Source organism: Rhizobium sp. 21-4511-3d, from assembly GCF_053522545.1.
This window is the reverse complement of the sequence record NZ_JBNWCF010000008.1, coordinates 92,566-114,751: the sequence shown is the minus strand read 5'-3', so window position 1 is coordinate 114,751 and position 22,186 is coordinate 92,566. Positions and strand designations below refer to the sequence as shown.

The window sequence follows — 22,186 nt, the reverse complement described above, 5'->3', positions numbered from 1 at the left end:
CCTTACAGCCGCCCCTTCGCCAATCCGGCCGCCCATTCCGGGCGGCCGTTTGCTCTTGCGAGCTCCGACATCGCCATATGGTCATAGGCGACGGTGCGGAAATGGGCGGTCCAGCGATCGGCGCTCTTTTCAAGAATGGCGTAGCTTGCCATCGGATGGCCGTTCTCGACCTTGTGGAAATAGGGCTGATCGTCGTCATAGGCCGGGCAGCCGACGCTTCCAGGATTGACGAGCAGGCGGCCGCCGGAGAGCGCGATGATCCGCGGCAAATGCGTGTGGCCGCAGAGGATCAGCGGCTGTGTGATGCCTTCGGCGAGCGCTTCGATTTCGGCCTGCGCCTTCAGACAAACGCGGCCATCGGCGGCGATGGTTTCGGTCCAGTAGAGATTGTCGTTTCCGGGCGTTGCGTGGCAGAGATAGGCCTCGCCGCGATAGACGAGCTCGGCGGGCAGCGTCCGCAGCCAGTCGAGATGGCGTGGACTGAGATCGTGATAGGCCGCCTCGTCGGACGTCTGCATATGCTCGGGTGAAAACTCGGTCAGGTAGCGGTCGTGGTTGCCGCGCACCGTCGGTAGGTTCAGCGCGAGCAGCCGGTCCGCGGTCTTGCCCGCCTCCAGCGGCCCGCTGAAGCAGTCGCCGAGATTGACGATGTCGGTGATCCCCTGTGCGGCGATATCGGCAAGCACCGCCTCCAGCGCCAGCGCATTGCCGTGGATATCGGCGATCGCAGCAAACCGCATCTCAGCTGCCCCGGTACGTGGAATAGCCATAGGGCGAGATCAGCAGCGGCACGTGATAATGCGCCGTCGTATCGGCGATACCGAAGCGGATCGGCACGAGATCGAGAAAGGCCGGGTGCGGCAGCGCCGTGCCTGCGGCGCGCAGGTAATCTCCCGCATGGAAAAGCAGCTCGTAAGTGCCCACCTTGAAGGCATCGCCGATCAGGATCGGCCCGCCATCGACGCGGCCGTCCGAATTGGTCTCGACGGTCTTCAGATGTTTGCGAATGTCGCCCTCGACCGAATAGAGATCGATCCGCAGCCCCTTGGCAGGCGTGCCGAGCGCGGTGTCGAGGACATGGGTGGTCAGTCCGGTCATAGGGCTGGCTCTCTGATGATGAAGGGCTCGTCGAAGAAGAATTCTTCCAGATTGTTTTCGGTCCCGTCGCGGTCGACGACGAGGAAAGTGCACGGCTCGCCAAGCGACATCAGCGGATGATGCCAGACATTGCGCCGGTAATTGACGCCCTGGTCGCCCCGCGCCAGGAACACCTGCGGCCTGCCGGGTTTGCCGTCCTCATCCTCGGAAACGACGACCAGAAACGGCTTTCCGGAGATCGGCGAGAAACTCTGGCTGCCGAAAGGATGGCGCTCCATCATCCCGACCTCGTAGGGAAAGGCACGCGGCTGGCCGCGGAAGAGATTGATGATCACGCGGGCGCCCTCGCCCGCAGCTTCCGCGGAGGCGAGTGCGTGGAACCGCTCCGTCGTGCCGCCATTGATGTAGCGCATCGTTTCCGGATGGGTTTCGATCACATCGCCGAAGGGCGCGAAGGCGGCTTTGGTGAGGGGGTGGATATCGAGGAATTCAGGCATCTGTCATTCGCCTTGGATCCGCCAGTGGCGAATGTTTTCAAGTTGGGTCACGAGGTCGGGCAAGGCCGTTCTTGCGGTCTGCCAGATCACTGGCAGTTCCGCCTTGTAGTAGTCATGGACGATCAGGTTGCGCATGCCCTTGATCCGCGTCCACGGAATTTCAGGATGGCTTTGCGGAAATCCGGGCTCGATCGCCGATATCCGCGCCGCCGCCTCGCCGACAAGGACCAGCGACATCGTCACGGCAAGCTGTGTTCTGATGTCACCGAGAAACTGCGCCTCGCCCATCCCTTCAGTCAGATCGAACGCCGTCTGCGCTGCCGCCTGCATGCGATCGATATGCTCGAGAAGCCGCTCATTGCTCATATGGCAGACGCTTCCGAGAGAACGCGCGCCTTGATCTTGTCGGGCAGCCCGCCGGGGGTCACCAGATCCACCTTGACCCCGAGCATATCCTGCAGCTCCTCCAGCAGCCCGCCGAGATCGAACAGCGTCGTTCCCGGCAGCGCATCGACAAGAATATCGAGATCGCTGTCGGCTCGGTCTTCGCCGCGGGCCACCGAGCCGAAGACGCGCGGGTTGGCCGCGTTGAAACGCTTCGTCGCGTCGCGGATCGCCTGCCTGTTCTTCTCCAGCACTTCCGATGGCTTCATGGCAACATCTCCTGCGTGGCAGACTATAGGCGAGCCGGAAGAATGAGGAAAGAATTCCCCGCCATTCAGCGCTCCGGAAGCATGGACGACAGGCGCAGAAGCGCGATCTTCTCGACCTGCCCGGCCGCCGTTGAAAACTCGTCCTCGCGGCTGTTATCGATGCGCTTCTCGAAAGCTGCGAGAATATCGTCTTTGTTCAGGCCCTTGACCGCGATGATGAAGGGAAAGCCGAATTTCTCGGTGTAGCGGTCGTTAAGCTCGGTGAAGCGCTTGTGCTCTTCGGCGCTCAGCCGGTCGAGCCCGGCCCCCGCCTGCTCTTGTCTGCTGTCTTCGGTGAGCTCGCCTGATATCGCCAGACGTCCCGCCAGATCGGGGTGAGCGCGCAGCACGCCGAGGCGTTCGTCTTCGCTCGCCGCACGGAAGACCGCCACCATCGGCGTATGAACGCGATCGGCCGTCAGCTCGCCATGGATGAAACCGTCGTCATAGGCGCGTTCGGCGATGAACGGCGAATGCTCGAAGACGCCGCCGAAGCGGGTGACAAATTCCTCCCGCCCGCTCATCAGATCGTCTCCGGCTTGTGATGCTCATGCCAGTGCCTGGCGATCTCGATACGCTGCGGCACCCAGACCTTCTCGTGACCCAGCACATATTCCATGAAACGCTTCAGCGCCGCGGCACGGCCGGGACGGCCCACGAGGCGGCAATGAAGGCCGACGGACATCATCTTCGGGCTGCCCTCCTTGCCTTCCTCATAGAGCGTGTCGAAAGCGTCTTTGAGATAGGCAAAGAACTGGTCGCCGGAATTGAAGCCCTGCGGTGTGGCGAAACGCATGTCGTTGGTTTCGAGCGTATAGGGAATGATCAGGAAGGGTTTGCCGTCCACGCCCTTTGACCAATAGGGCAGATCATCGGCGTAGGAGTCCGACGAATAAAGGAAACCGCCCTCTTCCTGCACCAGCCGCAGCGTGTTGTCGGATGGCTTGCCCTGGTACATGCCGTAGGGCCGCTCGCCGGTCAGTTCGGTATGCAGGCGCACGGCTTCGAGAATGTGCTTCCGCTCCAGATCCTCGGGGAAATCCTTGTATTCCAGCCAGCGATAGCCGTGGCTGGCGATCTCCCAGCCGGCTTCCTTCATCGCTGCAACGGCTTCCGGATTGCGGGCCATGGCGAGCGTCACGCCATAGACGGTCGCCTGCATCTTGAGATCGGTAAACATCCGCCACAGCCGCCAGAAGCCGGCGCGCGAGCCATATTCGTAGATCGATTCCATGTTGAGATTGCGCTGGCCGGGCCAGGGCTGGGCACCGACGATCTCCGAAAGCAGGTTCTCCGAGGCCGGGTCGCCGTCGAGGATCGAGCTCTCGCCGCCCTCTTCGTAATTGATGACGAATTGCACGGCGACATGGGCGCCGCCGGGCCATTTCGGATCGGGTGTGCTGCGGCCGTAGCCGACGAGATCGCGCGGATATGTATCGAATGCCATCAAATCACCTTCTCGAAGACAGGCGAAACGGTAGCACCCGGAGAGCGAAAGTCGAGCCGGAAATGTGCAAGAGACTTTCACGGAAATCGCGAAAGTCTCTCACGAAATCGCTCAGCTGAGGCCGATCGCCCTGAGGATCGCCACGCAGACGACGCCCGATGCCACCGCCGCCAGCATCGGCAGCCGCAGTGCTGCGAGCGCGGTCACCGCGCAGGCGATGGTCTCGGCGATACCGGTCGCAAAGGCGGTCGGCGCCACCACCGCCATCAGAACCGCCGGCGGAATCGATTCGATCGCCTTGCGCCTGCTGCCTTCGAGCGAAACATGGCGAATGAGGATGAGACCGCTGATGCGCGTCAGGATGGTTGCCGCCGCCATCGCGAGGATCGCGAGCAGTGTGGAAAGATCGAGCGTCATGGCGTTACCTCGATGCGGCGCTTGCCGCTGAAGAGAGCGGTGACCAGACCGGCGAGAGCACCGGCGGCGATATACCAGACACCGGGAATGAAATGCTGGGTGAGCACGGCGGCCGCACCGCTGGCGAGCAGCACGGCGCCGGTCTCGGGACCCTTCCAGAAGCCCATGACCAGCACGATGAAGACGGCGGGAAAGGCAAAGTCGAGGCCGAGCGTGACGGGATCGCCAAGGAACGCACCAAGCGTGGCGCCCGCCAGTCCCGAGATTACCCAGGCGAGATAGAAGGGTGTCGCGAGCCCGGCAAACCAAGCGGGCGTCAGCCGCGCCACACCGGCGCGGAACTCCGCCATCGCCCAGATCTCGTCGGCAAGGAACAGCACGGAGAGATAGCGGGCGCGCGGCGGAAAGGCCTGCATCTTGGTGCCGATCGAAGCACCCATCAGCACATGGCGGATATTGACGAGCAATGCCGCAAAACCCAGCCCCGCCCAGGAGGCCGGATGCGTCCAGATATCCATCGCCACGAATTGCGAGCCGCCGGCAAACACCAGCGCGCTCATCAGCCCGGTCTCGACGGGCGAAAGCCCCTTGGTGGCGGCCACCGCGCCGAAGACCAGCCCGATCGGGATGACGGCGGCGATCAGCGGCGCGATTGCCCGCATGCCGCCGGAAAATTCCGCCCAGAATTCATTCTTGTTCACGTTCAAAAACTCCGCTTGCTGCGGAGGTCATAGAGCCGCGCCGAAGCGGCGTCTTGAACGAAAGTGATTATCGGGCGCGGTACTGGCCGGGCGTTATCCCGGTGCGCGCCTTGAAGTGGCGGGTGAAATGCGCCTGATCGGCAAAGCCGCATTCGAGCGCGATCTCGGCCGGCTGCTCGCCCGCCTGCAGCTTGCGCCGCGCGATCCGCACCCGGATGTCGGTGAGGAAGGCATGCGGCGTGATGTGGAATTCCTTGCGGAAGGCGCGGATCAGATGCGCGCGGCTGAGACCGGCAACGCCTGCGAGCTCCTCGAGCCCGATATCGGTCGCGTAGTTCTCCATCAGGTAATCGCGCGCCCGGCGCACCGCCGACCGTTCCTTGGTATCGACGGGCACGATGATCGAGCTGCCATGCTGGCGGAACATAGCGTCGAGAACCTGGAACATCGCCTGGCTGCTCTCCAGCGCCCCGCTGCCGATTTCGAGAATTTCATGCGCCTGCTGAAAAGCGGCAGCGAGCTTCGGATCGTGCAGGATCTGCTTGCCGAAGGCCGGCGTACCCTGAAAGCTCTTGCCGGTCACATCTTCGAGGACTTCCCGGAACAGCGCCATGTCAGGATAGATCATCCGGTAGCGGTATCCGCCCTCGGTCGGCGCCCCGTCATGCGTCTCGCCGGGATTGATCAGATAGAGGTCGCCGGGGCCGGATGCCTCGCGCGTGCCGCGGATCGTGGCGATCTGGCTGCCGCTCTCGATGGCGCCGATGCTGAACGTATCATGCGCATGCGGCGCGAATTCGTGGGTCAGGAAGGTCGCGCTCAGGCATTCCATGCCGCCGAAACGGCGGTCGCGCCAGAAGCGCGTCGTCTCCGCGCCGGCAAGCGGCATGGCATCGGTTGCCTGTTCCTGCGAGATATTCTGCATCGCGCGGATATAGCATCAATCCGCGCCGGCTTCTTGAACAAAAGTGATCAGGCGATCTTGCGGGCGCTGACCTTGCCCATCGGATGCAGCGAATGCACGCGGAAGGGACCGCCCATCCCCTCTTCCATCATCAGCGCGATGTTGGAAATCTGGATCGGATCGTTCAGCACCGGCTCGAAGATCGACCGCAGCGCCTGCTCGATGCGGGGCATGTCGACACAGTTGACCGGGCCGGTGACCGGCATGTGGAAACGGAACTCGTCCATCACGTAAGGGTTGCCCCAGCGGTGCAGATTGGCGAATTGCGCCGCCGACAGGCCATCGGGATCGCTGCGCTCGATATCGGCTTCCGACAGAGGCGCGCGAAAGCGATCGAAATGCTGGACGATGGAAGATGCCAGATAGCGCACATTCTCGCAGGGCAGCGTCGGCACTAGGCTGTAGTAATTGCCGAGCCGGGCCACCTCGATGCGCGGAACGCTGAAAGGCTGGATCGTGCCGGAGAACCGCATCAACTCCCGCAGGAGTTGCGCTTCCGAAACATCCGCGGAAAGGTGGAACGGCGCCTTGAGGACGCCATGAAATCCATAGCGGCGCGGCACTGCCGTGTGGAAGGCAATTTCGTGAATGCCGAGACCGCGAACGGCCGGCGGCTCCAGCATCTCGCCCGAAAAGACGTTACGGCCAAGCCAATTGGCCGCCACATGGCTGAGCGGATCGCTCGGCGAAGGCGTGAAGCAAATGGCATAACGCATGCGATTTCCTCCATCTGAGAGTGCAGTGCACGGCCGAATCCGGCACCGTCGATGCGCTAGCAGATAGGTGATTTGCATGACAGAATAACGAAATAAGCTTTGGACTAATTCACGTTTAGCGTGAAGCGGCCGTGATATGGCTGGAAAGCGCGAAACTATCCGGCAGGTCGAACCCCGCGGGCTGACCGGCAATTTCGCCAGTGACGCATTCCGCCAGCCGGTGGGCGAGCCCGAAACTCACCTTGAAACCACCCGTCAGCGCATGGAGCCGGGGATGATCGGGATGGCGCCCCACCATCGGATCGCGATCGATCGCCTTCGGCCGCAGCCCTGCCCAGCGCTCGACGACAGGCGCATCCGCCAACGCCGGCGCCATTTCGCGCGCAGCCGCAATCAACGGTTCCAGCTGGTCATCGGTGCCATGGGGATCGGCAAAGCTGTTCTCGCTGGTGCTGCCGATCGCGACATGCCCGCCTTCATGCGCCACGATATAGAGACCGTCGCGGAAGATGACGGGAAGAGCCGGATCAATATCGGCTTTCAGCAGTGCCGCCTGCCCCTTCACCGGCTGGCCCAGTGGTTGCAGCAAACCCGGATTGAAGCGCTGCAGGATCGGAAACGATGCATGCCCGGCCGCGATGATGCAGTGACCGAAACTCACTCGATCGCCATCGATCTCGGCAGTACCTGCCTCCACATCCAGCGAGCCAAGCGCCGCCATCTCTGCGATCCGCACGTGCCGCGCCCGATCGAGAAACGCCCTGAGCGCCGAGACCAGCGCTCGCGGCGCAACGCGGGCCGCCAGCGTGTCGTGCACGAAACCGCTGTCGCCCGCAGCCGGGTCGATCCAGCCGGTGACGGCGGGTTGATCGGAAACATGCCAGTGAAACGCCCGGCCCTGCTGGTTCCAGTTGACCTCGGCATCGGCCGAATGCCGGAGCGCGATCGTCTTCAGATGCGGCTTCGGCAGCGGAATGATCCGGCCGGAGCGGCGGTAGCCTGCGGAAAGGCCGGTGGCGGCTTCCAGTGCCGCGATCTCGGTTTCGAGGCTGAGCAGCGCATCGAACTGGAACTGCTTCTTGGCATTCCACTTGTCCGGCATATGCGGCATCAGCGCGCCCAGCAGGCCGCCGCTGGCGCCCCCGCCGATCCGCCCGGCATCGATCAGCAGCGTGTCGATGCCCAGCCGCTCGGCATATACCGCCGCCCACAGGCCCATGATGCCGCCGCCGGCGATCAAGAGATCGGCGGATTGACCGGAGAGAAGAGCCGGACTATCGGCTTGTGGCATGACAGATATCGATCCCGATCAGATTGGCAGCAACAGCCAGCCGCTCGAATGGCGAGACGGCGATATGCCCTATTCGCAGGCCTTTGGCGATCACTTTTATTGCCAGACCGACGGCCGGCTCGAATGCGGCCACGTCTTCCTTTCCGGCAACGGCCTGCCGGAACGCTGGGCGGAAAGGGACAGTTTCCAGATCGGCGAGCTCGGCTTCGGCACCGGCCTGAACTTCGCCGAGACCTGGCGACAGTGGAAGCTGCACCGCAGGAATGGCCAGCACCTGCATTTCATCTCCTTCGAGCTCTATCCGATGCAGCGCGACGAGATTGCCCGCGCTCTGTCGCACTGGCCGGAGATCGATACCGAGCGCGACGGCCTGACCGCCGCCTGGCCCGATAACCCGCAAGGCATCATCAGCCTCGATCTCGATCCGCAGACCCGTCTCAGCGTCGTCTGCGGCGCGGCACTCGATGGCGTCAGGGCCGCCGAGCCGCGCTTCGACGCCTGGTATCTCGATGGCTTCGCCCCGTCGCGCAACGGCGACATGTGGTCGGAAGAGCTGATGCGACTCGTCTGCGAGAAGACCGTTCCCGGCGGCAGCTTCGCCACCTATGCCGCGGCCGGCTTCGTCCGGCGCAATCTCGTTGCGGCAGGCTTTGCCGTCGAGCGGCGAAAGGGCTTTGCGGGAAAGCGCGAAATGCTCTGCGGCCCGAAGGTCCTATAGGCCGGAGCGGCCCGGCAGCGGCTCGCTCTTGCCGAGCCACAGCTGGATCTTCTCTTCCAGCAGCTCGGGGCTGATCGGCTTCGACATGTAGTCGTCCATGCCGGCATCGAGGCAGAGCTCGCGGTCGCTTTCCAGCGCATGCGCGGTGACGCCGATGATCGGCACGCGGTGCCCCTGCCCGCGCTCGCGCGAGCGGATCGCCCGTGTCGCGTCGTGACCGTTCATCACGGGCATCGATACATCCATCATGATGATCCGCGGCGAATGCGCTTCCCAGGCATTGACCGCCTCCTGGCCGTTGTTGACGACGAGGAAGCTCAGGCCCGTGCCCTGCAGGATCTGCGTGAAGACGATCTGGTTGACCTCGTTGTCCTCGGCCACCAGCACGTCGATGAAATCGGCCTTGCGGCGCGGCGTCTCGATTTCGGGCTCGGCCTCTTCCGGCTCCGGCGCCTTGGCGGCGAGCTCGGCCTGCAGCCGCGCAAGCTCGGCTTCGGACGCCTGCTTGACGCGCTTGGCCCTGACGACCTCGACGATCGTGCCGCGCAGCAGGTTGGCGCGCGCCGGCTTCATCAGATGCGCCTGGCCGTTCAGCGCCGCGAATTCCTTTTCCGAACCCGATATATCCATCGAGGTCAGGAAGATGATCGGCAGGTTTTCGAAACGCCGGTCGGCGCGCAACTTGCGCGCCACTTCGGCGCCGTTCATCTGCGGCATGTGATAGTCGAGCACCAAGGCATCGACCTCGACGCCCACCTGATGCGCCGCCTCCAGAATGGCGATCCCCGTCGCGCCGCTTTCCGCCGCCACGCCGTCGAAACCCCAGAGCGTCAGCTGTTCGCTGAGAATGCTGCGGTTCACCTCGTTGTCGTCGATGACGAGGATGCGCGCGCCGCGCACATTGACCGGCAGCGGCTTCGGATCGAGCTTGGCCGCCGCCACCGCGAACGGCAGGTTGACGGTGAAGACGGTCCCGCGCCCCGGTTCACTCTCGGCATGGATATAGCCGCCGAAGAGATCGACGAGACCGGCGGTGATCGCCAGCCCAAGGCCCGTTCCCTCGTGACGCCGCGTCGAGGAGGAATCGACCTGTGAGAACTTGTCGAACACCGATTGCAGCTTGTCGGTCGGGATGCCGATACCGGTATCCTCGATCCTGAGCTCGACCATGATCTCCCCGTCCGATCCCTGGCGGAACCCGATATCGACGAAGACATGGCCCTTCTCGGTGAACTTGACGGCATTGCCGACGAGGTTGGTGACGATCTGCCGGAAACGCCCGGCATCGCCGATCACGGCTGCAGGCAGGTTTGGATCGGCGCGAACGAGCAGCTCCAGGTCCTTCTCGGCCGCCGGCGACGACAAGAGCGTCGCCACATCCTCGACCGCCTCGACCATATCGAAGGCCGCCCTGCGCAGCTTCATCTGCCCCGCATCGATCTTCGAGAAATCGAGGATGTCGTTGATGATCGTCAGCAGCGCATTGCCGGACTTGACGATGATGTCGATGAAGGTCTTCTGCCGCGCATCGAGATCGGTCTTCGCCATCAGCTCGGCCATGCCGAGAACGCCGTTCATCGGCGTGCGGATCTCGTGGCTCATATTAGCGAGGAATTCGGACTTGGCGCGGTCGGCAGCCTCGGCGCGCGACAGCAGCCGCTCCAGCTCGCCCTCGCGCTGCTTCATCTCGGTGACGTCGGTGAAGAGAGCGATCCAGTGGCCGCGCTCGCTGATCGTCGCTTCCATATTGACCCAGCGCTCGCCGGAAATGTGGAAGACGGTAGTAATCGGCTGGCGCGTGGCGATGCTGCTGCGCCAGTAATGCAGCGTATCGGCCGCGGCGCCATTGAAGTCACCGCGCTCGGCGCAGAAATTGAAGAGGTCGATCCAGCCGCGCCCGGCGGCCAGATATTCCGGCGGGATCTGCAAGACGCCGGAGAGCGCATCATTGGAAAGCTGGATGATGCCGTCCTGAACGATCGCCAGCCCCTGCGGCATCGCCCGCGTCGCATCGCGCATCAATTCGCCAAGCGTCTCGATCGCCGCTTTGGCGTCATGAACTTCCTGCTCGCGCTGGCGGATGGCGCTGATATCGGAATAGGTCAGCAGGATACGGTCGTCGGAAATGCGGCGGCTGTCGAAGATGATCGACTTGCCGCCCGACCAGTTGAGCTCCACCGGCTCCGGATCGTCGGCGGTCGAGAAGTGATGGCGCCGCGATTCCAGGATTTCTTCCGGCGTCTGAGTGTAGCCGTAGCGCCCGAGCGCGTGATTGCGGCGGATCACGTCCATGAACGGCCGCCCGTCGAAACGGTCCTCGATCGGCAGATCGCTGATCAGGTAGAACTCGTCGTTGACGTAGAGGATATCGAGCTTGTTATCGAGGATCAGCACGCCGACCGGCAGCGAGCGCAGGATGCTCTCGATATCCCGGTGCAGCACTTCGGCATGCTGCTGCGATTGGATGAGCTCCGCCTCGCGCTCTTTCAGCGGCGAGATATCGGAGAAGGAACCGACGACATAGAGCTTGCCGTCGGGCGTCTGCACGCGGTTGACGCGCGACAGGATCGGATAGGACTTGCCGTCCGTGCTCGGCAGCTTGCCCTCGACCTCAGTCAGCGAGCCGTTCTTCAGCGCCAGGCAGTTTTCTTCGTAGATGGCGCCGCCGCCGTCTTCGCCGAACATTTCGTGCTCGGTCAGCCCCAGCACCTTGGCGCGGTCGTGACCGGTGAAGGTCTCATAATATTGGTTGGCATAGACGAGGCGATGCTGCTCGTCGCGCGCGAAGGCCGCGACCGGCAGATCTTCCATGATCGTGCGCAGCAGATCGAGCTCGGCAACGCTCTTGTGCCAGCCGGTCTCGGCGACATGCCTGGAGCCGCCGCGGTAGGCCGCATTGACGGCGAGCGGCCGCCCGTCATCGGCGAAGATGCCGACGGGGTGGTCGAGCTTTTCGATCGCCGAACGCACCCGCTCGAAATCGGCAAGCAGCGTCTGATCCGGACCGGAGGCGACAGGACGGCGCAGCTGCGCCCGCTTCTCGAAAACGCCGAGCACATAGGCCCGCTCTTCAGATGGCATGAAGCTTTCGATCTGCACCCGCTCGTGACTTGTGGCCGACCGGTCGAAGCAGATCGCGCTTTCCTCGGTGCCGAAGACCAGCGCCCGGCGCTCCTTGTCCTCACGCTCGTCCTCTTCCGGCCGGTCGAGAACCTCGCGGCTGCGGCGGCCGATGAAATCGGAAATATCGAGACCGAAAAAATGCGCATAGGCGGCATTCACAGCGACATAGCGAAGCTCGCTGTTCTTCACATAGGCTGGCGTATCCAGATCCGCGATCCGGCTGCATGCCAGTTCCAGAAGGTTGCCTGCCGATGTCAAAAAGCGTCCACTCCCGCTGTGAATGAAATATTCACGTCTGCAACCATAATGCCAAGTCGCTTAACAAGCTTTTAACCATAAAATCTTAGAGCGCGAGCGGCAGGCGCCGAAAGCGGCCTTAAAGTTGAATCAGAACGGCAGCGGCGGGCCTCATCCCCTTGCGTTCATTTGCGCTTTCGCCCTCGCAAGAATGCGGCAAAACCCCGGCAATCATGACGAAAATTTAATTCCGCAAGCGCTTGTGCGACCATCAACGCGCCGCGATCGGGGCGGATTCTGACCATGGCTTCAAGACAAGCCTTGTCCATGAAAGGAATTCGACATGTCCGTTCTTCATAAGACCATGGCGGCGGGCCTGATTGCGCTGACCTTTGCCGGCGCCACCTTCGCCACCACCGGAACAGCCAATGCCCGCGGCGGCGACGCCTTCTGGGGCGGTGTTGCCGGAGGCGTCGTTGGCGGCGTGGTCGGCGGCGCAATTGCCTCGCGCCCCTATTATCCCGGCCCCTATGCCTACTACCCGCCGCCGCGGGCCTACCCGGCCTATCCGGCTTATTACGCGCCCCGCTATTGCCACACGGAATGGCGCTATGACCGCTGGGGCCAGCCCTTCCGCGCCGAGGTCTGCAGACGCTGAGTGACTTGCGGCGCCGCTTCCTCCCGGCGGCGCCGTCTTTTCCCTAGAACCAGAGATCGCGCACGCAGCGCCCCGTCGACGGCAGATCGGTGAAGGTCACCAGCCCGTCGAAATGGTCGATCGCCAGATCTTCCACGGCCTCCGGCGGCGCAAGCCTGACATTGACCGCCATCCGCCGCCGTCCATCCGGTTCCAGCACCAGACCGCGCCAGGCGAGAACGCAGGCGCAGGCAGGGCAGAACAGGATCTCCAGCGGCGACTCGTCCCTTCCCGAGCGCGTATAGGACGCCGTCGGCCCGCTGACCGCCACCCGCTCGCCTTCATAATCATAGGCCCAGAGCGTGCCGTACCGGCGGCAGAGCGTGCAGTTGCAGGCGGTGATCGATCCCGGATCGCCTTCCAGCGTCCAGTGCGCCTTGCCGCAATGACATGAGCCGATCATCATCACGTGATCTCCTCCTTCGCAGTCGATGCGCCATCCTGCCGGAATGGACCGGCAACCGCAATCAGCCTTGATCCGGCTCAATGAGCCCGCGGCCCGCCTCGATCATAGTCGTCTCTTGCGGCCTTGCCGCATGGGAGGGCCATTCGATGACGTCGCCGATCCGCTCCATATTCGACGCGCTCGATCCCGGCGACGCGCTCGGCGAGGTGCTCTTCGGACTGATCATGGCACTGACCTGGACCGTCGGCTCCCGGCTCGTCATGCATGAGGAAGGCATCGAGGTGCGCGATCTCGTCGTCGCGACGCTCGGCTGCAACGCCGCCTGGGCGATCATCGATGCCGTCCTGTTCGTGCTCGGCACCAGTTTCTACAAGAGCCGGCGCCTGCGTCTCTTCCGGCATATCAAGGCCGCACGCAGCGAGGCGACGGCGCTTGCCGTGCTTGCCGAGGAATTTCCGATCGAGGACACCCCGTTCTCGGGAAAGACCGCCGATGCCGAAGCCCTCTACCGCTCGCTCCTGGCGCTGACCGCCCGCGCCGAGCCGCGAAAGGCATTGCTGACGAGAAACGATATCCTCGCCGCCACCGGGATCGGCATCCTGGTTTTCGCAACCGCCATCCCCGCCGTGATCCCCTTCTTCCTGATCGCCGACGCCGAACTGGCGCTGCGCGTCAGCAACCTCGTGCTGATCGCGCTGCTCTTCATCACCGGCTATGCTTGGGCAAGTTTTTCCGGTGGCAGACCGCTCTATGCCGGGCTGACGATGACCGGTCTAGGCCTCGTGCTCGTGCTGATCGCCGTCGCGCTCGGCGGCTAATACGCACCCCTTTGAATGTGGCACTCGCGCCTCGATGGTGTGTCGTCCCTGCATCATTCTCTGCAAAGTAGAAAAGATCCGGTTGGCAAGACCGGATTTGTCCGGTACAAAATCTCCATCGCTGCAGATCAAACAGAGGAGGCGTTGCATGACATCAGTATTCATCGAAACCCTCCCGTCCGGAATGATCCGACACTAGGTCATTCCAATTCGCGGCCCGCCCAGGGCACGCGGCAAGCGGTTTTAACGTCTTTCACAGCGCCACCGATCTGCCGGGGTTATTTCGTCTCCCGTTCCGGCTGTGTCTATTAACTCTCGATTTTGGGGCCGGCTGCCCTCGATATGGCGCCGGACTGGTTAAAATGACTCGCAAGAAGCTCGACTTCCGTGCCGATGCTTATCGCAACGTGCTCGGCTTTGTTTTTCGTCAATGGACGCATCGCCCTGCCCTCGTCGGCAGCATTATCCTGCTGGTCATCGCCAGCACGCTCGCCGAAGTCCTGGTGCCGGTCTTCTCCGGCCGGATCGTCGATGCGATCGCCGGCGGCAATGCGGCCGATGGCGCAATCCGCGCCTTCGTCGTCGTCGCAGCGCTCGGCTTCACCAGCGTCATGCTGCGCTGGTTCATCTTCAACGGCATCATCCGCCTGACGCTGCGCATAATGGCCGATGTCGCCAATAGCGGCTTCCACAAGGTGCAGCGTTTCTCCACCGACTGGCATGCCAACAGCTTTGCCGGCTCGACGGTGCGCAAGATCACCCGCGGCATGTGGGCGCTCGACGCGCTGAACGACCTGTTGCTGGTCGCACTCCTGCCGTCGGTCGTCATGCTTGCCGGCGCCAGCATCGTCCTCGGCAGCTACTGGCCGGTCATGGGCCTCATCGTGGCGGCGGGATCGCTGATCTATATCGGCGTCACCGTCGTGCTTTCGATGGGCTATGTCTCGCCTGCGGCCAAGCTCGCCAATGCCTGGGATACCAAGCTCGGCGGCGCGCTTGCCGATGCGATCAGCTGCAACTCGGTGGTCAAGGCCTTCGGCGCCGAAGACCGCGAGGAAGAGCGCCTGAGCCACGTTCTCGCCAAATGGGACAGCCGCACGCGGCGGACCTGGCGGCGCGGCACGCTGAACGGCACGATTCAGGGCTTCATGATGGTCTCGATGCAGGCAGGCATCCTCGGCACCGGCCTCATCATGTGGCAGAAGGGTCTGGCGACGCCGGGCGACATCACCTTCGTGCTGGCGATGTTCTTCGTGCTGCAGGGATATCTGCGCTCGGTCGGGCAGGATATCCGCAACCTGCAACGCGCCGTCAACGACATGGAAGAGCTGGTGCTGCTCGACAAGACGCCGCTCGGCATCGAGGACAGGCCGGGCGCCAGGGCGATCGCCATCGGCAAGGGCGAGATCATCTTCGATCGCGTCACCTTCCAGTACGGCGCCCATCCGACGCCACTCTATGACGACTTTTCCGTCGCTATCAAGCCCGGCGAACGCGTCGGCCTGGTCGGTCATTCGGGCTCGGGCAAGACGACCTTCGTCAAGCTCATCCAGCGCCTCTATGACGTCAACTCCGGCTCGATCCGGATCGACGGGCAGGATATCGCAAAGGTGACGCAGTCGAGCCTGCGCGGCCAGATCGCCATCGTCCAGCAGGAGCCGATCCTGTTCCACCGGACGCTGGCCGAAAACATCGCCTATGGCCGGCCGGAGGCATCGAGACGCGAGATCGAGGACGCAGCGAGACAGGCAAGCGCCCATCACTTCATCATGAGCCTTCCCAAAGGCTATGAGACGATGGTGGGCGAGCGCGGCGTCAAGCTGTCGGGCGGCGAGCGCCAGCGCGTCGCCATCGCCCGTGCCTTCCTTGCGGATGCGCCCGTGCTGATCCTCGACGAGGCGACGTCCAGCCTCGACAGCGAGAGCGAAGTGCAGATCCAGCAGGCGATGGAACGCCTGATGGAGGGACGCACGACGCTGGTGATCGCGCATCGCCTGTCGACCGTCAGGGCACTCGACCGCCTGCTCGTCTTCGACAAGGGCAGGATCGTCGAGGAAGGCGACCACCAATCGCTCGTCCGCCTGAACAACGGCATCTACCGCCGGCTGTTCGAGCGGCAGGCGCTGGAGCTCACCAAGGGCCTGGTGGCATGAACCCGAAGCACCGGAGCACAGCCTCCGGTGCTTCGACCCCTCAGGATTTCCGCGTCAAACCCAGGACATCCTGCATGTCGTATTCGCCCGGCGTCCGCCCCATGACCCAGCGGGCGGCAGCGAGTGCGCCGCGGGCGAACATGCCGCGGGCGAACATGCCGCGGTCGAGCGCCGAATGCGACAGCGTCAGCACTTCCTCTCCGGCTGCAAACATGACGCTATGCTCGCCGACGATGCCGCCGCCGCGGATCACCGAAAAGCCGATTTCACCGGCCGGGCGTTCGCCGGTCATGCCGTCGCGGCTGCGCCGCTCGACGGATGAGAGCGCCACACCGCGGCCATCGGCGGCGGCTTCGCCGAGCATCAGCGCCGTGCCGGATGGCGCATCGACCTTGCGGCGGTGATGGGCCTCGAGGATTTCGATGTCCCAGGTTTCAGCGGGCAATGTGCCCGCGACCTGCGCGACGAGGCCGACCAGCATGTTGACGCCGATCGAAAAATTGCCGGAGCAGACGATCGCGACCTTGCTGGCCGCCCTGTTGATCCGTTCAAGCTCATCCGACTCGAAGCCCGTCGCCCCGATCACCAGCGCCGGCCCATTTCTCTCCGCGCAGAGTTCGGCCAGTTCGGCCGCCGCCGATGCCGTGGAGAAATCGAGGATCACGTCCGCCGCCTCGATGGCCACCGAGCGATCGACAAGCCCGTCGCCGCCGGTCCGGCCGATGCTGCAGACGTGGGTGAAGGCAGGATCATCTGCAAGCGCGGAAAGAATGGCGCGGCCCATATGACCCCGGGCGCCGCTGACGGCAATTTTGACAGGCAAGGTCACGGGCATCTCCATCCGCATAGGGGCAAACCGAAGCGCCGGCGCGCTTCGAACCCTGCGATATGGCAAAACGGCAGCCTTGCCTACCGTCACGATGAAGACGGTTAGCCAAAGCGCCCGGCCCGCGGCGCGGACCGGGCGTTCTGATCGCTTACCACTTCACGCGGATACCGGCAGTGCCGCTCAGCGCATAGCTGCTGCCGACATTCTCGAGCGAGGAACGGGCGGTCGCTTCGCCGTAGACGGAGGTGCGCTCGTCGTTCCAGCTATAGGAGCCGCCGAGCGTCACACCGGCCGAGAGCCGGTCGTTTTCCGTCTTGAAGCGCAGGCCCGCGACATCGACCGCCGTTCCCTGCAGGAACTCGTAGTAAAGGTTTGCAGAGCCGTAGAGCTTGGCATGAACCGTCTTGCCGTCGGCTTTCTCCCAGCTCTCGTCGCGATCGAAGGCAATACCGGCGCGACCATTCAGGCTGTCGCCGCGATCGAGCGAAACCGGCGCGCCGAAGGCATCATGGAAATCGTCGAAATCGATCGACGAATAGATGAGCTGCGCCTGCGGCGTGATCGACCACGAACCGGCCGAGGCAAAGCGCCGCCCCGCCTCGATGCTGAGCGTCGATCCGAAGCCGCTATTGCCGCCCTTCAGGTCGGCATTGGTGAGATCGGATTTCAGCGTCGTGTCGTAGAGGGTGAACTGCCCCTGCGCATCGGCATAGAAGCCATCCGCGCCATACCAGGTAAGCGTCGCGCCGACGCCCTGGCCCATCGTCTCGATCTTGCCGTCACCGTAGATCGAGCTGACATCGCCGGTGATCGTGCCGAAATGCGCCGTCAGCCCGCCGATCAGCAGGCCCTTGTCGCTCTGATAGAGCTCGCCGTCGACGCCGCCTTCGGCCTTCCAGAGATCGTAATCATAGGTGGCGCCGCTGGTGCTGGAGGCCGGATCGACGCGGCCATACATGCCCTCGGTGCGCATCCACACGCCATCCGGCCCGTTTGCGGCGACCGGATCGCTGCCGGTCTCCCAGTAGCGGTCACCGACGCGCTGCTGCAGCGTGCCGATGGCGTTCAGCTGCTGCAGCATCTGCGGATAGACCTCGTAGATCGGCACGCCCGCCTGATAGAGCGGCGCCGTCGATGTCGCAATCAGCACGGAGCGCAGATACCAGTCGCCATCGGCAGGTGTGGCGATCCCGTTCTGATAGAGCCGGTAGGCATAGGCGCCGCCGACGACGGCCTGATCGCCGTTATAGACATAGTCGCCCTGCAGCGAGAAAGTACCGGCCGATGTGCCGCCGACATCGATGATCTTGATGCCCTCGACCGTCTGCGCCCCGGCACCTCCTGCATTCGTCACCCGCACGGTGGTCGTCCCTGCCGTATTGCCTGTGACGACGAGCTGGCTGGTCGCCGACGTATCGCCGCCGAGCACAGACTGGATATCGAGCACGCCGTTATTGCCGGTATAGTCGCCCGAGATCGTCAGCGCGCCCACGGCACCGCTGCCGGCCACGATGGTCCCCGAATTCGTCACATTGCCGAAGATCGTGCCGCTGCCGCCAAGCGTCGCAAGGTTGGTGATGTCGCCGGTGACGCTGTCGGTCGCGTCGTCGCCGATCAGCAGCGTGCCGTCGGAGACGGTCCAGTCCGTCGTGGCCGTGCCGACGCCGTCGAGCAGCCACGTGCTGGTGCCGGTTTTCTCGAACGTATCGAAATTCTGATACTGCGCGGCGGCGCCAATCTCGTCGATATGGAAGGTCTCGTTGCCCGTGCCGCCAAGGCGCAGCGCGTCTGCGGTTCCCGTCGCGTTTGCGACGACATCGCCCTCGATGTCGTAGCCCTTCTGGAGTTCCAGTGTGAGCGCGCCCGACGTCGGCGCGACCGTCCAGCCGATCGCATCCGTCTGCCCCGTACCAGCCTTGATGGCACCGCTGTTGACGACGTTGATATCGAGCGTGCCGTTCATCGCGGCAATGGCTATCCCGCCTGTGCCGCCCTCGATCAGGCCCTTGTTGGTAATCACGTTGCCTGTGGTACGGATGACAATAGCGGAGCTGTTGATGTCGTTGACCGTACCGGCACCACCACGGATGGTTCCGTTGTTTACGATGCTGTTGTTGCCGGCAGCAGGTCCGACCAGATAGATCCCGGCGCCGCCAGACGTGCCCGACCCGCCCTCGATGAGGTCATTATTCGTCAATACGGAGCCGCGTGACATCTCTATGCCGCTGCCACCGATGGCACCAGTTCCCTGCCCGCCGCGAACCGTGCCGTTATTGACAAACACCGTGTCCAATACGGCCGCGCCTCTGCCGCCGAAGCCGCCCCCGGTCCCGCCAGCGCCACCGGTAATTGTCCCGCTATTGACGATAGAGGAAAGCACGGCCTGTGATCTTGCATAAAGCCCGTTGCCTCCGGTCGCGCCGGCAGCGCCAGCGCCCCCAGTAACGCTTCCGACAACCGTCAAGGTGTTACCGGCGGTATTCGTAAACGATAGCGCCGCCTCCCCTGGCGAGCCGTTACCCGTCAGGGTAAAGCCCTGCGTATCGACGGTCATCGGCTTGGAAGGCGTCGGCAAGACGCCCGTCCCCACCGCGAAGCTCTGAGTGAGCTTGATCGTCGCGGTCGCATCGCCATCGGCATTTGCCGCCGTGATGGCGTTACGCAACTCTGTTTCGTTGCTGACCAGATACTCAGCCCCGAGAGCCGGGGATGCGAGACAGCTACCGAGAAGTAGTGCAGCAAAGCTCACGCCTGCGAGAAGAGTCTGCTTTTCGAAAAACCTGATGCCGGAGGTGGCGCTCACGAATATCTCCATAAAGTTGATTCTAATATGAACACTTACACGTCTTGAATACGCTCCCCCTGCCCGCGTTCGGCCGATCCGGCAAGCAACCATTAGGTTGCAAAGCGACAAACATTTTTCAAAAAACGACACGATGTTGCGGCGCAGCAACAGAACTTTCGACTATGAAACTTTTGTAAATCAATGCGTTAAGACATTGGTAATCTTCCGAACCATATTAGAAAAACCACATGTCGCATCCAAGCGCCGGAAGGCGCCGCCGCCGCCACACGCAGCAAGGACCGGACGGCATGAAGTGCACCGATTGGTTGAAGCCGGCGACGCTCCGCAGATCACAGTCGCGGGGCCCGAAAATCGGCTGACATCGCCGCCTGCTCCGTCGCTCCCGGCAAAGCGCAAGGCAGCCATGCGGCCCATCCCCTTGACTTTCGGCGCGAACTAGACCAAATGCAGCCCAGCTTTCACCTTCCGGCCGCCGCGTGAGCGTGCCCCTGCCAGCAAATAGGAGCAGGAAGAAGGGGCAAAGCGCATTTCGAAGAGACCGCACCCAAGACGCGGCAGAAGCGCTGGAAAGCTTTTTCCAACAAGACAAGTTCCCACTTCACGCGGGGTTCTTGACGCCAGAACGACACCGGACCGCATAGGGCGCTCCGGTGGTTTGCTTTTGGCGCGCCCTGAAAAGGTTATGACTTGACCACTTTTGAATCGCTTGGTGTCTCCAAGCCGGTTGTCGCCACTCTTTTCCAGCTCGGCATCGAAACGCCGACCCCCATCCAGGAAAAGGCAATCCCGCTGCTCATCCAGGGCCGCGACCTGATCGGCCTTGCGCAGACCGGCACCGGCAAGACGGCCGCTTTCGGCCTGCCGCTCATCGAGAAGCTCATCCATGAAGAACGCCGCCCGGATAACCGCACCACCCGCACGCTGATCCTGGCGCCGACCCGCGAACTGGTGAACCAGATCGCCGTCAACCTGAAGAACTTCCTGCGCAAGTCGCATCTGCGCATCAACGTCGTCGTCGGCGGCGTATCGATCAACAAGCAGCAGCTGCAGCTCGAAAAGGGTACCGACATTCTGGTCGCCACCCCCGGCCGCCTGCTCGACCTCGTCGCCCGCCGCGCCATCGGCCTCACCGCCGTGCGCTACCTGGTGCTCGATGAAGCCGACCAGATGCTCGACCTCGGCTTCGTCCACGATCTGCGCAAGATCGCCAAGATGGTGCCGAAGAAGCGCCAGACCATGCTGTTTTCGGCCACCATGCCGAAGGCGATCGCCGATCTCGCTGCCGACTTCCTGACCGATCCCGTCACCGTCGAAGTCACGCCTCCGGGCAAGGCTGCCGACAAGGTCGAGCAGTATGTCCACTTCGTCAACGGCAAGAACGACAAGACCGACCTCCTGAAGAAGTCGCTGACGCAGAACCCCGATGGCCGCGCCATCGTCTTCCTGCGCACCAAGCACGGCGCCGAGAAGCTGATGAAGCATCTCGATTCCGTCGGCTACTCGGTCGCCTCGATCCACGGCAACAAAAGCCAGGGCCAGCGCGAGCGCGCCCTCAAGGCCTTCAAGGACGGCGATATCAAGACGCTGATCGCCACCGACGTCGCCGCCCGCGGCATCGACATCCCGGCCGTCAGCCATGTCTACAACTACGACCTGCCGGAAGTTGCCGAAGCCTATGTCCACCGCATCGGCCGTACCGCACGTGCCGGCCGTGACGGCATCGCGATCGCCTTCTGCGCGCCGGATGAAGCCCGCCTGCTCCGCGACATCGAAAAGCTGATGAACATCAGCATCGCCGTTGCCAGCGGCGAAGCTCCGGCCGACATGCGCGCTGCCCCGCGCCGTGGAAACGGCAACGGCAATGGCAACAACCGCAATCGCGGCGGCGAGCGTCGTGGTGGTGGTGAGGGCCGTTCCGGCGAAGGCCGCAGCGAAAACCGTAACGGCGGCGAAGGCCGCGGCAACCGTCCGCAGCGTCCGCGCCGCGAAGGTGAAGGCGGCGAAGTCCGCGCCGGTGGCGAAGAGCGCCGCGAGCGCCGTCCCCGTCCCGAGCGCCAGAAGCAGCGCAACGAGGACTTCCGCGGCCAGCGCCGTGGCGAAGCGACCCCGGATGCCGGCCCCGACAACGATCTCGCATCGACCTCGGATTTCCGCACGGCCAAGAAGCCGCAGCGCCCGAACCATGCCGGTGGCGAAAACCACAATCGCCATCATCCCGGCGCTGCCCGCAACGGCAACGGCCGTCCCGGCCGCAAGCATGGCGAGGGCCAGCAGGCCCATGGCGAGCGCAAGGACGGCTCCGGCGGCATGCGCCGCAAGGGTCCCCGCAATGGTGGCGGCCAGCGCCGCGAACAGGCCTGAGACAGGTCTGAACACTGAATTCAGAAAGAGGCCGGTATCATCCGGCCTCTTTTTGTTTTAGAACCACGGTGACGGAATACTTCCGGACCGGCGGCCTTGAACAGCCGCGGCCCGGCAGCCATATGCGAACGAAATTGCAATCTGCATTGCGAGACGCCGGGGTCTATCGTCGATCAGAGCAGATTTGTTTGAAAGCCAGCGTCTGAGAGGCGGCT

The 22,186-nt window shown here is 63.4% G+C and carries 21 protein-coding genes; 5 read left to right on the top strand and 16 right to left on the bottom strand.

Features of this window, described 5'->3' with window-relative positions; all coding sequences use genetic code 11:
• Positions 1-2: 2 nt before the first annotated feature.
• The 12 genes from ACQZ5H_RS18535 to ACQZ5H_RS18480 form a co-directional block, all read right to left on the bottom strand.
• A complete protein-coding gene (locus tag ACQZ5H_RS18535) occupies positions 3-740 on the bottom strand; it encodes a metallophosphoesterase family protein (RefSeq protein ID WP_449098664.1) in 738 nt (245 codons plus the stop codon).
• Position 741: 1 nt separating this feature from the next.
• Positions 742-1,098, bottom strand: a complete 357-nt coding sequence (gene uraH / locus ACQZ5H_RS18530; RefSeq protein ID WP_449098663.1) for a hydroxyisourate hydrolase — start codon at positions 1,096-1,098, stop codon at positions 742-744.
• Positions 1,095-1,595, bottom strand: a complete 501-nt coding sequence (locus ACQZ5H_RS18525; protein WP_449098662.1) for an ureidoglycolate lyase — start codon at positions 1,593-1,595, stop codon at positions 1,095-1,097. The genes uraH and ACQZ5H_RS18525 overlap by 4 nt, the downstream gene beginning before the upstream one ends.
• A gap of 3 nt (positions 1,596-1,598) precedes the next feature.
• On the bottom strand, positions 1,599-1,925 hold the full coding sequence (locus ACQZ5H_RS18520) for a HepT-like ribonuclease domain-containing protein (RefSeq protein ID WP_449098661.1): 327 nt from the start codon (positions 1,923-1,925) through the stop codon (positions 1,599-1,601).
• Positions 1,926-1,957: 32 nt separating this feature from the next.
• Positions 1,958-2,248, bottom strand: coding sequence for a nucleotidyltransferase family protein (locus tag ACQZ5H_RS18515; protein ID WP_112719466.1), 291 nt, complete (start codon positions 2,246-2,248; stop codon positions 1,958-1,960).
• Positions 2,249-2,313: 65 nt separating this feature from the next.
• Positions 2,314-2,811: a 2-oxo-4-hydroxy-4-carboxy-5-ureidoimidazoline decarboxylase gene (gene uraD, locus ACQZ5H_RS18510; RefSeq protein WP_112719467.1), complete on the bottom strand. Its 498-nt coding sequence runs from the start codon at positions 2,809-2,811 to the stop codon at positions 2,314-2,316.
• Positions 2,811-3,734, bottom strand: a complete 924-nt coding sequence (puuE, locus tag ACQZ5H_RS18505) for an allantoinase PuuE (protein WP_449098660.1) — start codon at positions 3,732-3,734, stop codon at positions 2,811-2,813. Before puuE ends, uraD begins: the two co-directional genes overlap by 1 nt.
• Positions 3,735-3,845: 111 nt before the next feature.
• Complete coding sequence (locus ACQZ5H_RS18500) at positions 3,846-4,151, bottom strand: AzlD domain-containing protein (protein WP_112719469.1); 306 nt, start codon at positions 4,149-4,151, stop codon at positions 3,846-3,848.
• On the bottom strand, positions 4,148-4,813 hold the full coding sequence (locus ACQZ5H_RS18495; RefSeq protein ID WP_130278535.1) for an AzlC family ABC transporter permease: 666 nt from the start codon (positions 4,811-4,813) through the stop codon (positions 4,148-4,150). The genes ACQZ5H_RS18500 and ACQZ5H_RS18495 overlap by 4 nt, the downstream gene beginning before the upstream one ends.
• 106 nt (positions 4,814-4,919) lie before the next feature.
• Positions 4,920-5,777 (bottom strand): AraC family transcriptional regulator, encoded by an 858-nt coding sequence (locus tag ACQZ5H_RS18490; protein WP_112719471.1) that lies wholly within the window; start codon positions 5,775-5,777, stop codon positions 4,920-4,922.
• 47 nt (positions 5,778-5,824) lie between these two features.
• Positions 5,825-6,532: a DUF1045 domain-containing protein gene (locus ACQZ5H_RS18485; RefSeq protein ID WP_112719472.1), complete on the bottom strand. Its 708-nt coding sequence runs from the start codon at positions 6,530-6,532 to the stop codon at positions 5,825-5,827.
• A 115-nt stretch (positions 6,533-6,647) separates the two neighbouring features.
• Complete coding sequence (locus tag ACQZ5H_RS18480; protein ID WP_449098659.1) at positions 6,648-7,823, bottom strand: NAD(P)/FAD-dependent oxidoreductase; 1,176 nt, start codon at positions 7,821-7,823, stop codon at positions 6,648-6,650.
• On the opposite strand from ACQZ5H_RS18480, the gene mnmD reads away from it, so the two are divergent.
• Positions 7,822-8,541, top strand: coding sequence for a tRNA (5-methylaminomethyl-2-thiouridine)(34)-methyltransferase MnmD (gene mnmD / locus ACQZ5H_RS18475; protein ID WP_449098658.1), 720 nt, complete (start codon positions 7,822-7,824; stop codon positions 8,539-8,541). The genes ACQZ5H_RS18480 and mnmD overlap by 2 nt on opposite strands.
• On the opposite strand, the gene ACQZ5H_RS18470 is transcribed toward mnmD, so the two are convergent.
• Positions 8,536-11,922, bottom strand: a complete 3,387-nt coding sequence (locus ACQZ5H_RS18470) for a response regulator (RefSeq protein WP_449098657.1) — start codon at positions 11,920-11,922, stop codon at positions 8,536-8,538. The genes mnmD and ACQZ5H_RS18470 overlap by 6 nt on opposite strands.
• A gap of 322 nt (positions 11,923-12,244) precedes the next feature.
• On the opposite strand from ACQZ5H_RS18470, the gene ACQZ5H_RS18465 reads away from it, so the two are divergent.
• Entirely contained in the window at positions 12,245-12,559 is a 315-nt protein-coding gene (locus ACQZ5H_RS18465; RefSeq protein ID WP_112719476.1) for a hypothetical protein, read from the top strand.
• 43 nt (positions 12,560-12,602) lie between these two features.
• Here the strand turns inward: ACQZ5H_RS18465 and ACQZ5H_RS18460 are convergent, their stop codons facing one another.
• Positions 12,603-13,004: a GFA family protein gene (locus tag ACQZ5H_RS18460; protein WP_449098656.1), complete on the bottom strand. Its 402-nt coding sequence runs from the start codon at positions 13,002-13,004 to the stop codon at positions 12,603-12,605.
• Between the two features lie 146 nt (positions 13,005-13,150).
• Between ACQZ5H_RS18460 and ACQZ5H_RS18455 the strand changes: the two genes are divergently transcribed.
• On the top strand, positions 13,151-13,822 hold the full coding sequence (locus ACQZ5H_RS18455) for a VIT1/CCC1 transporter family protein (protein ID WP_203428352.1): 672 nt from the start codon (positions 13,151-13,153) through the stop codon (positions 13,820-13,822).
• A 362-nt stretch (positions 13,823-14,184) separates the two neighbouring features.
• Positions 14,185-15,975 carry an ABC transporter ATP-binding protein gene (locus ACQZ5H_RS18450; RefSeq protein WP_449098655.1) on the top strand — a complete coding sequence of 597 codons (1,791 nt, stop codon included), beginning with the start codon at positions 14,185-14,187 and terminating at the stop codon, positions 15,973-15,975.
• Positions 15,976-16,015: 40 nt separating this feature from the next.
• Here the strand turns inward: ACQZ5H_RS18450 and dapB are convergent, their stop codons facing one another.
• Together dapB and ACQZ5H_RS18440 are read right to left on the bottom strand one after the other, a co-directional pair.
• Positions 16,016-16,804, bottom strand: a complete 789-nt coding sequence (dapB, locus tag ACQZ5H_RS18445; protein ID WP_449098654.1) for a 4-hydroxy-tetrahydrodipicolinate reductase — start codon at positions 16,802-16,804, stop codon at positions 16,016-16,018.
• Positions 16,805-16,952: 148 nt separating this feature from the next.
• Positions 16,953-19,607 (bottom strand): autotransporter family protein, encoded by a 2,655-nt coding sequence (locus ACQZ5H_RS18440; protein ID WP_449098653.1) that lies wholly within the window; start codon positions 19,605-19,607, stop codon positions 16,953-16,955.
• Between the two features lie 690 nt (positions 19,608-20,297).
• Between ACQZ5H_RS18440 and ACQZ5H_RS18435 the strand changes: the two genes are divergently transcribed.
• Entirely contained in the window at positions 20,298-21,971 is a 1,674-nt protein-coding gene (locus tag ACQZ5H_RS18435; protein ID WP_449098652.1) for a DEAD/DEAH box helicase, read from the top strand.
• The last annotated feature ends 215 nt before the right edge of the window (positions 21,972-22,186 follow it).

What these genes read in the sequence shown, in the direction of transcription:
- ACQZ5H_RS18465 (WP_112719476.1), top strand. Translation starts at nt 12,245, where the DNA reads ATGTCCGTTCTTCATAAGACCATGGCGGCGGGCCTGATTGCGCTGACC.
- ACQZ5H_RS18485 (WP_112719472.1), bottom strand. Translation starts at nt 6,532, where the DNA reads ATGCGTTATGCCATTTGCTTCACGCCTTCGCCGAGCGATCCGCTCAGC.
- puuE (WP_449098660.1), bottom strand. Translation starts at nt 3,734, where the DNA reads ATGGCATTCGATACATATCCGCGCGATCTCGTCGGCTACGGCCGCAGC.
- uraD (WP_112719467.1), bottom strand. Translation starts at nt 2,811, where the DNA reads ATGAGCGGGCGGGAGGAATTTGTCACCCGCTTCGGCGGCGTCTTCGAG.
- ACQZ5H_RS18460 (WP_449098656.1), bottom strand. Translation starts at nt 13,004, where the DNA reads ATGATGATCGGCTCATGTCATTGCGGCAAGGCGCACTGGACGCTGGAA.
- ACQZ5H_RS18500 (WP_112719469.1), bottom strand. Translation starts at nt 4,151, where the DNA reads ATGACGCTCGATCTTTCCACACTGCTCGCGATCCTCGCGATGGCGGCG.
- ACQZ5H_RS18520 (WP_449098661.1), bottom strand. Translation starts at nt 1,925, where the DNA reads ATGCAGGCGGCAGCGCAGACGGCGTTCGATCTGACTGAAGGGATGGGC.
- ACQZ5H_RS18450 (WP_449098655.1), top strand. Translation starts at nt 14,185, where the DNA reads ATGACTCGCAAGAAGCTCGACTTCCGTGCCGATGCTTATCGCAACGTG.
- ACQZ5H_RS18525 (WP_449098662.1), bottom strand. Translation starts at nt 1,595, where the DNA reads ATGCCTGAATTCCTCGATATCCACCCCCTCACCAAAGCCGCCTTCGCG.
- ACQZ5H_RS18490 (WP_112719471.1), bottom strand. Translation starts at nt 5,777, where the DNA reads ATGCAGAATATCTCGCAGGAACAGGCAACCGATGCCATGCCGCTTGCC.
- ACQZ5H_RS18495 (WP_130278535.1), bottom strand. Translation starts at nt 4,813, where the DNA reads ATGCGGGCAATCGCGCCGCTGATCGCCGCCGTCATCCCGATCGGGCTG.
- ACQZ5H_RS18480 (WP_449098659.1), bottom strand. Translation starts at nt 7,823, where the DNA reads ATGCCACAAGCCGATAGTCCGGCTCTTCTCTCCGGTCAATCCGCCGAT.
- uraH (WP_449098663.1), bottom strand. Translation starts at nt 1,098, where the DNA reads ATGACCGGACTGACCACCCATGTCCTCGACACCGCGCTCGGCACGCCT.
- ACQZ5H_RS18535 (WP_449098664.1), bottom strand. Translation starts at nt 740, where the DNA reads ATGCGGTTTGCTGCGATCGCCGATATCCACGGCAATGCGCTGGCGCTG.
- mnmD (WP_449098658.1), top strand. Translation starts at nt 7,822, where the DNA reads ATGACAGATATCGATCCCGATCAGATTGGCAGCAACAGCCAGCCGCTC.
- ACQZ5H_RS18455 (WP_203428352.1), top strand. Translation starts at nt 13,151, where the DNA reads ATGACGTCGCCGATCCGCTCCATATTCGACGCGCTCGATCCCGGCGAC.
- ACQZ5H_RS18515 (WP_112719466.1), bottom strand. Translation starts at nt 2,248, where the DNA reads ATGAAGCCATCGGAAGTGCTGGAGAAGAACAGGCAGGCGATCCGCGAC.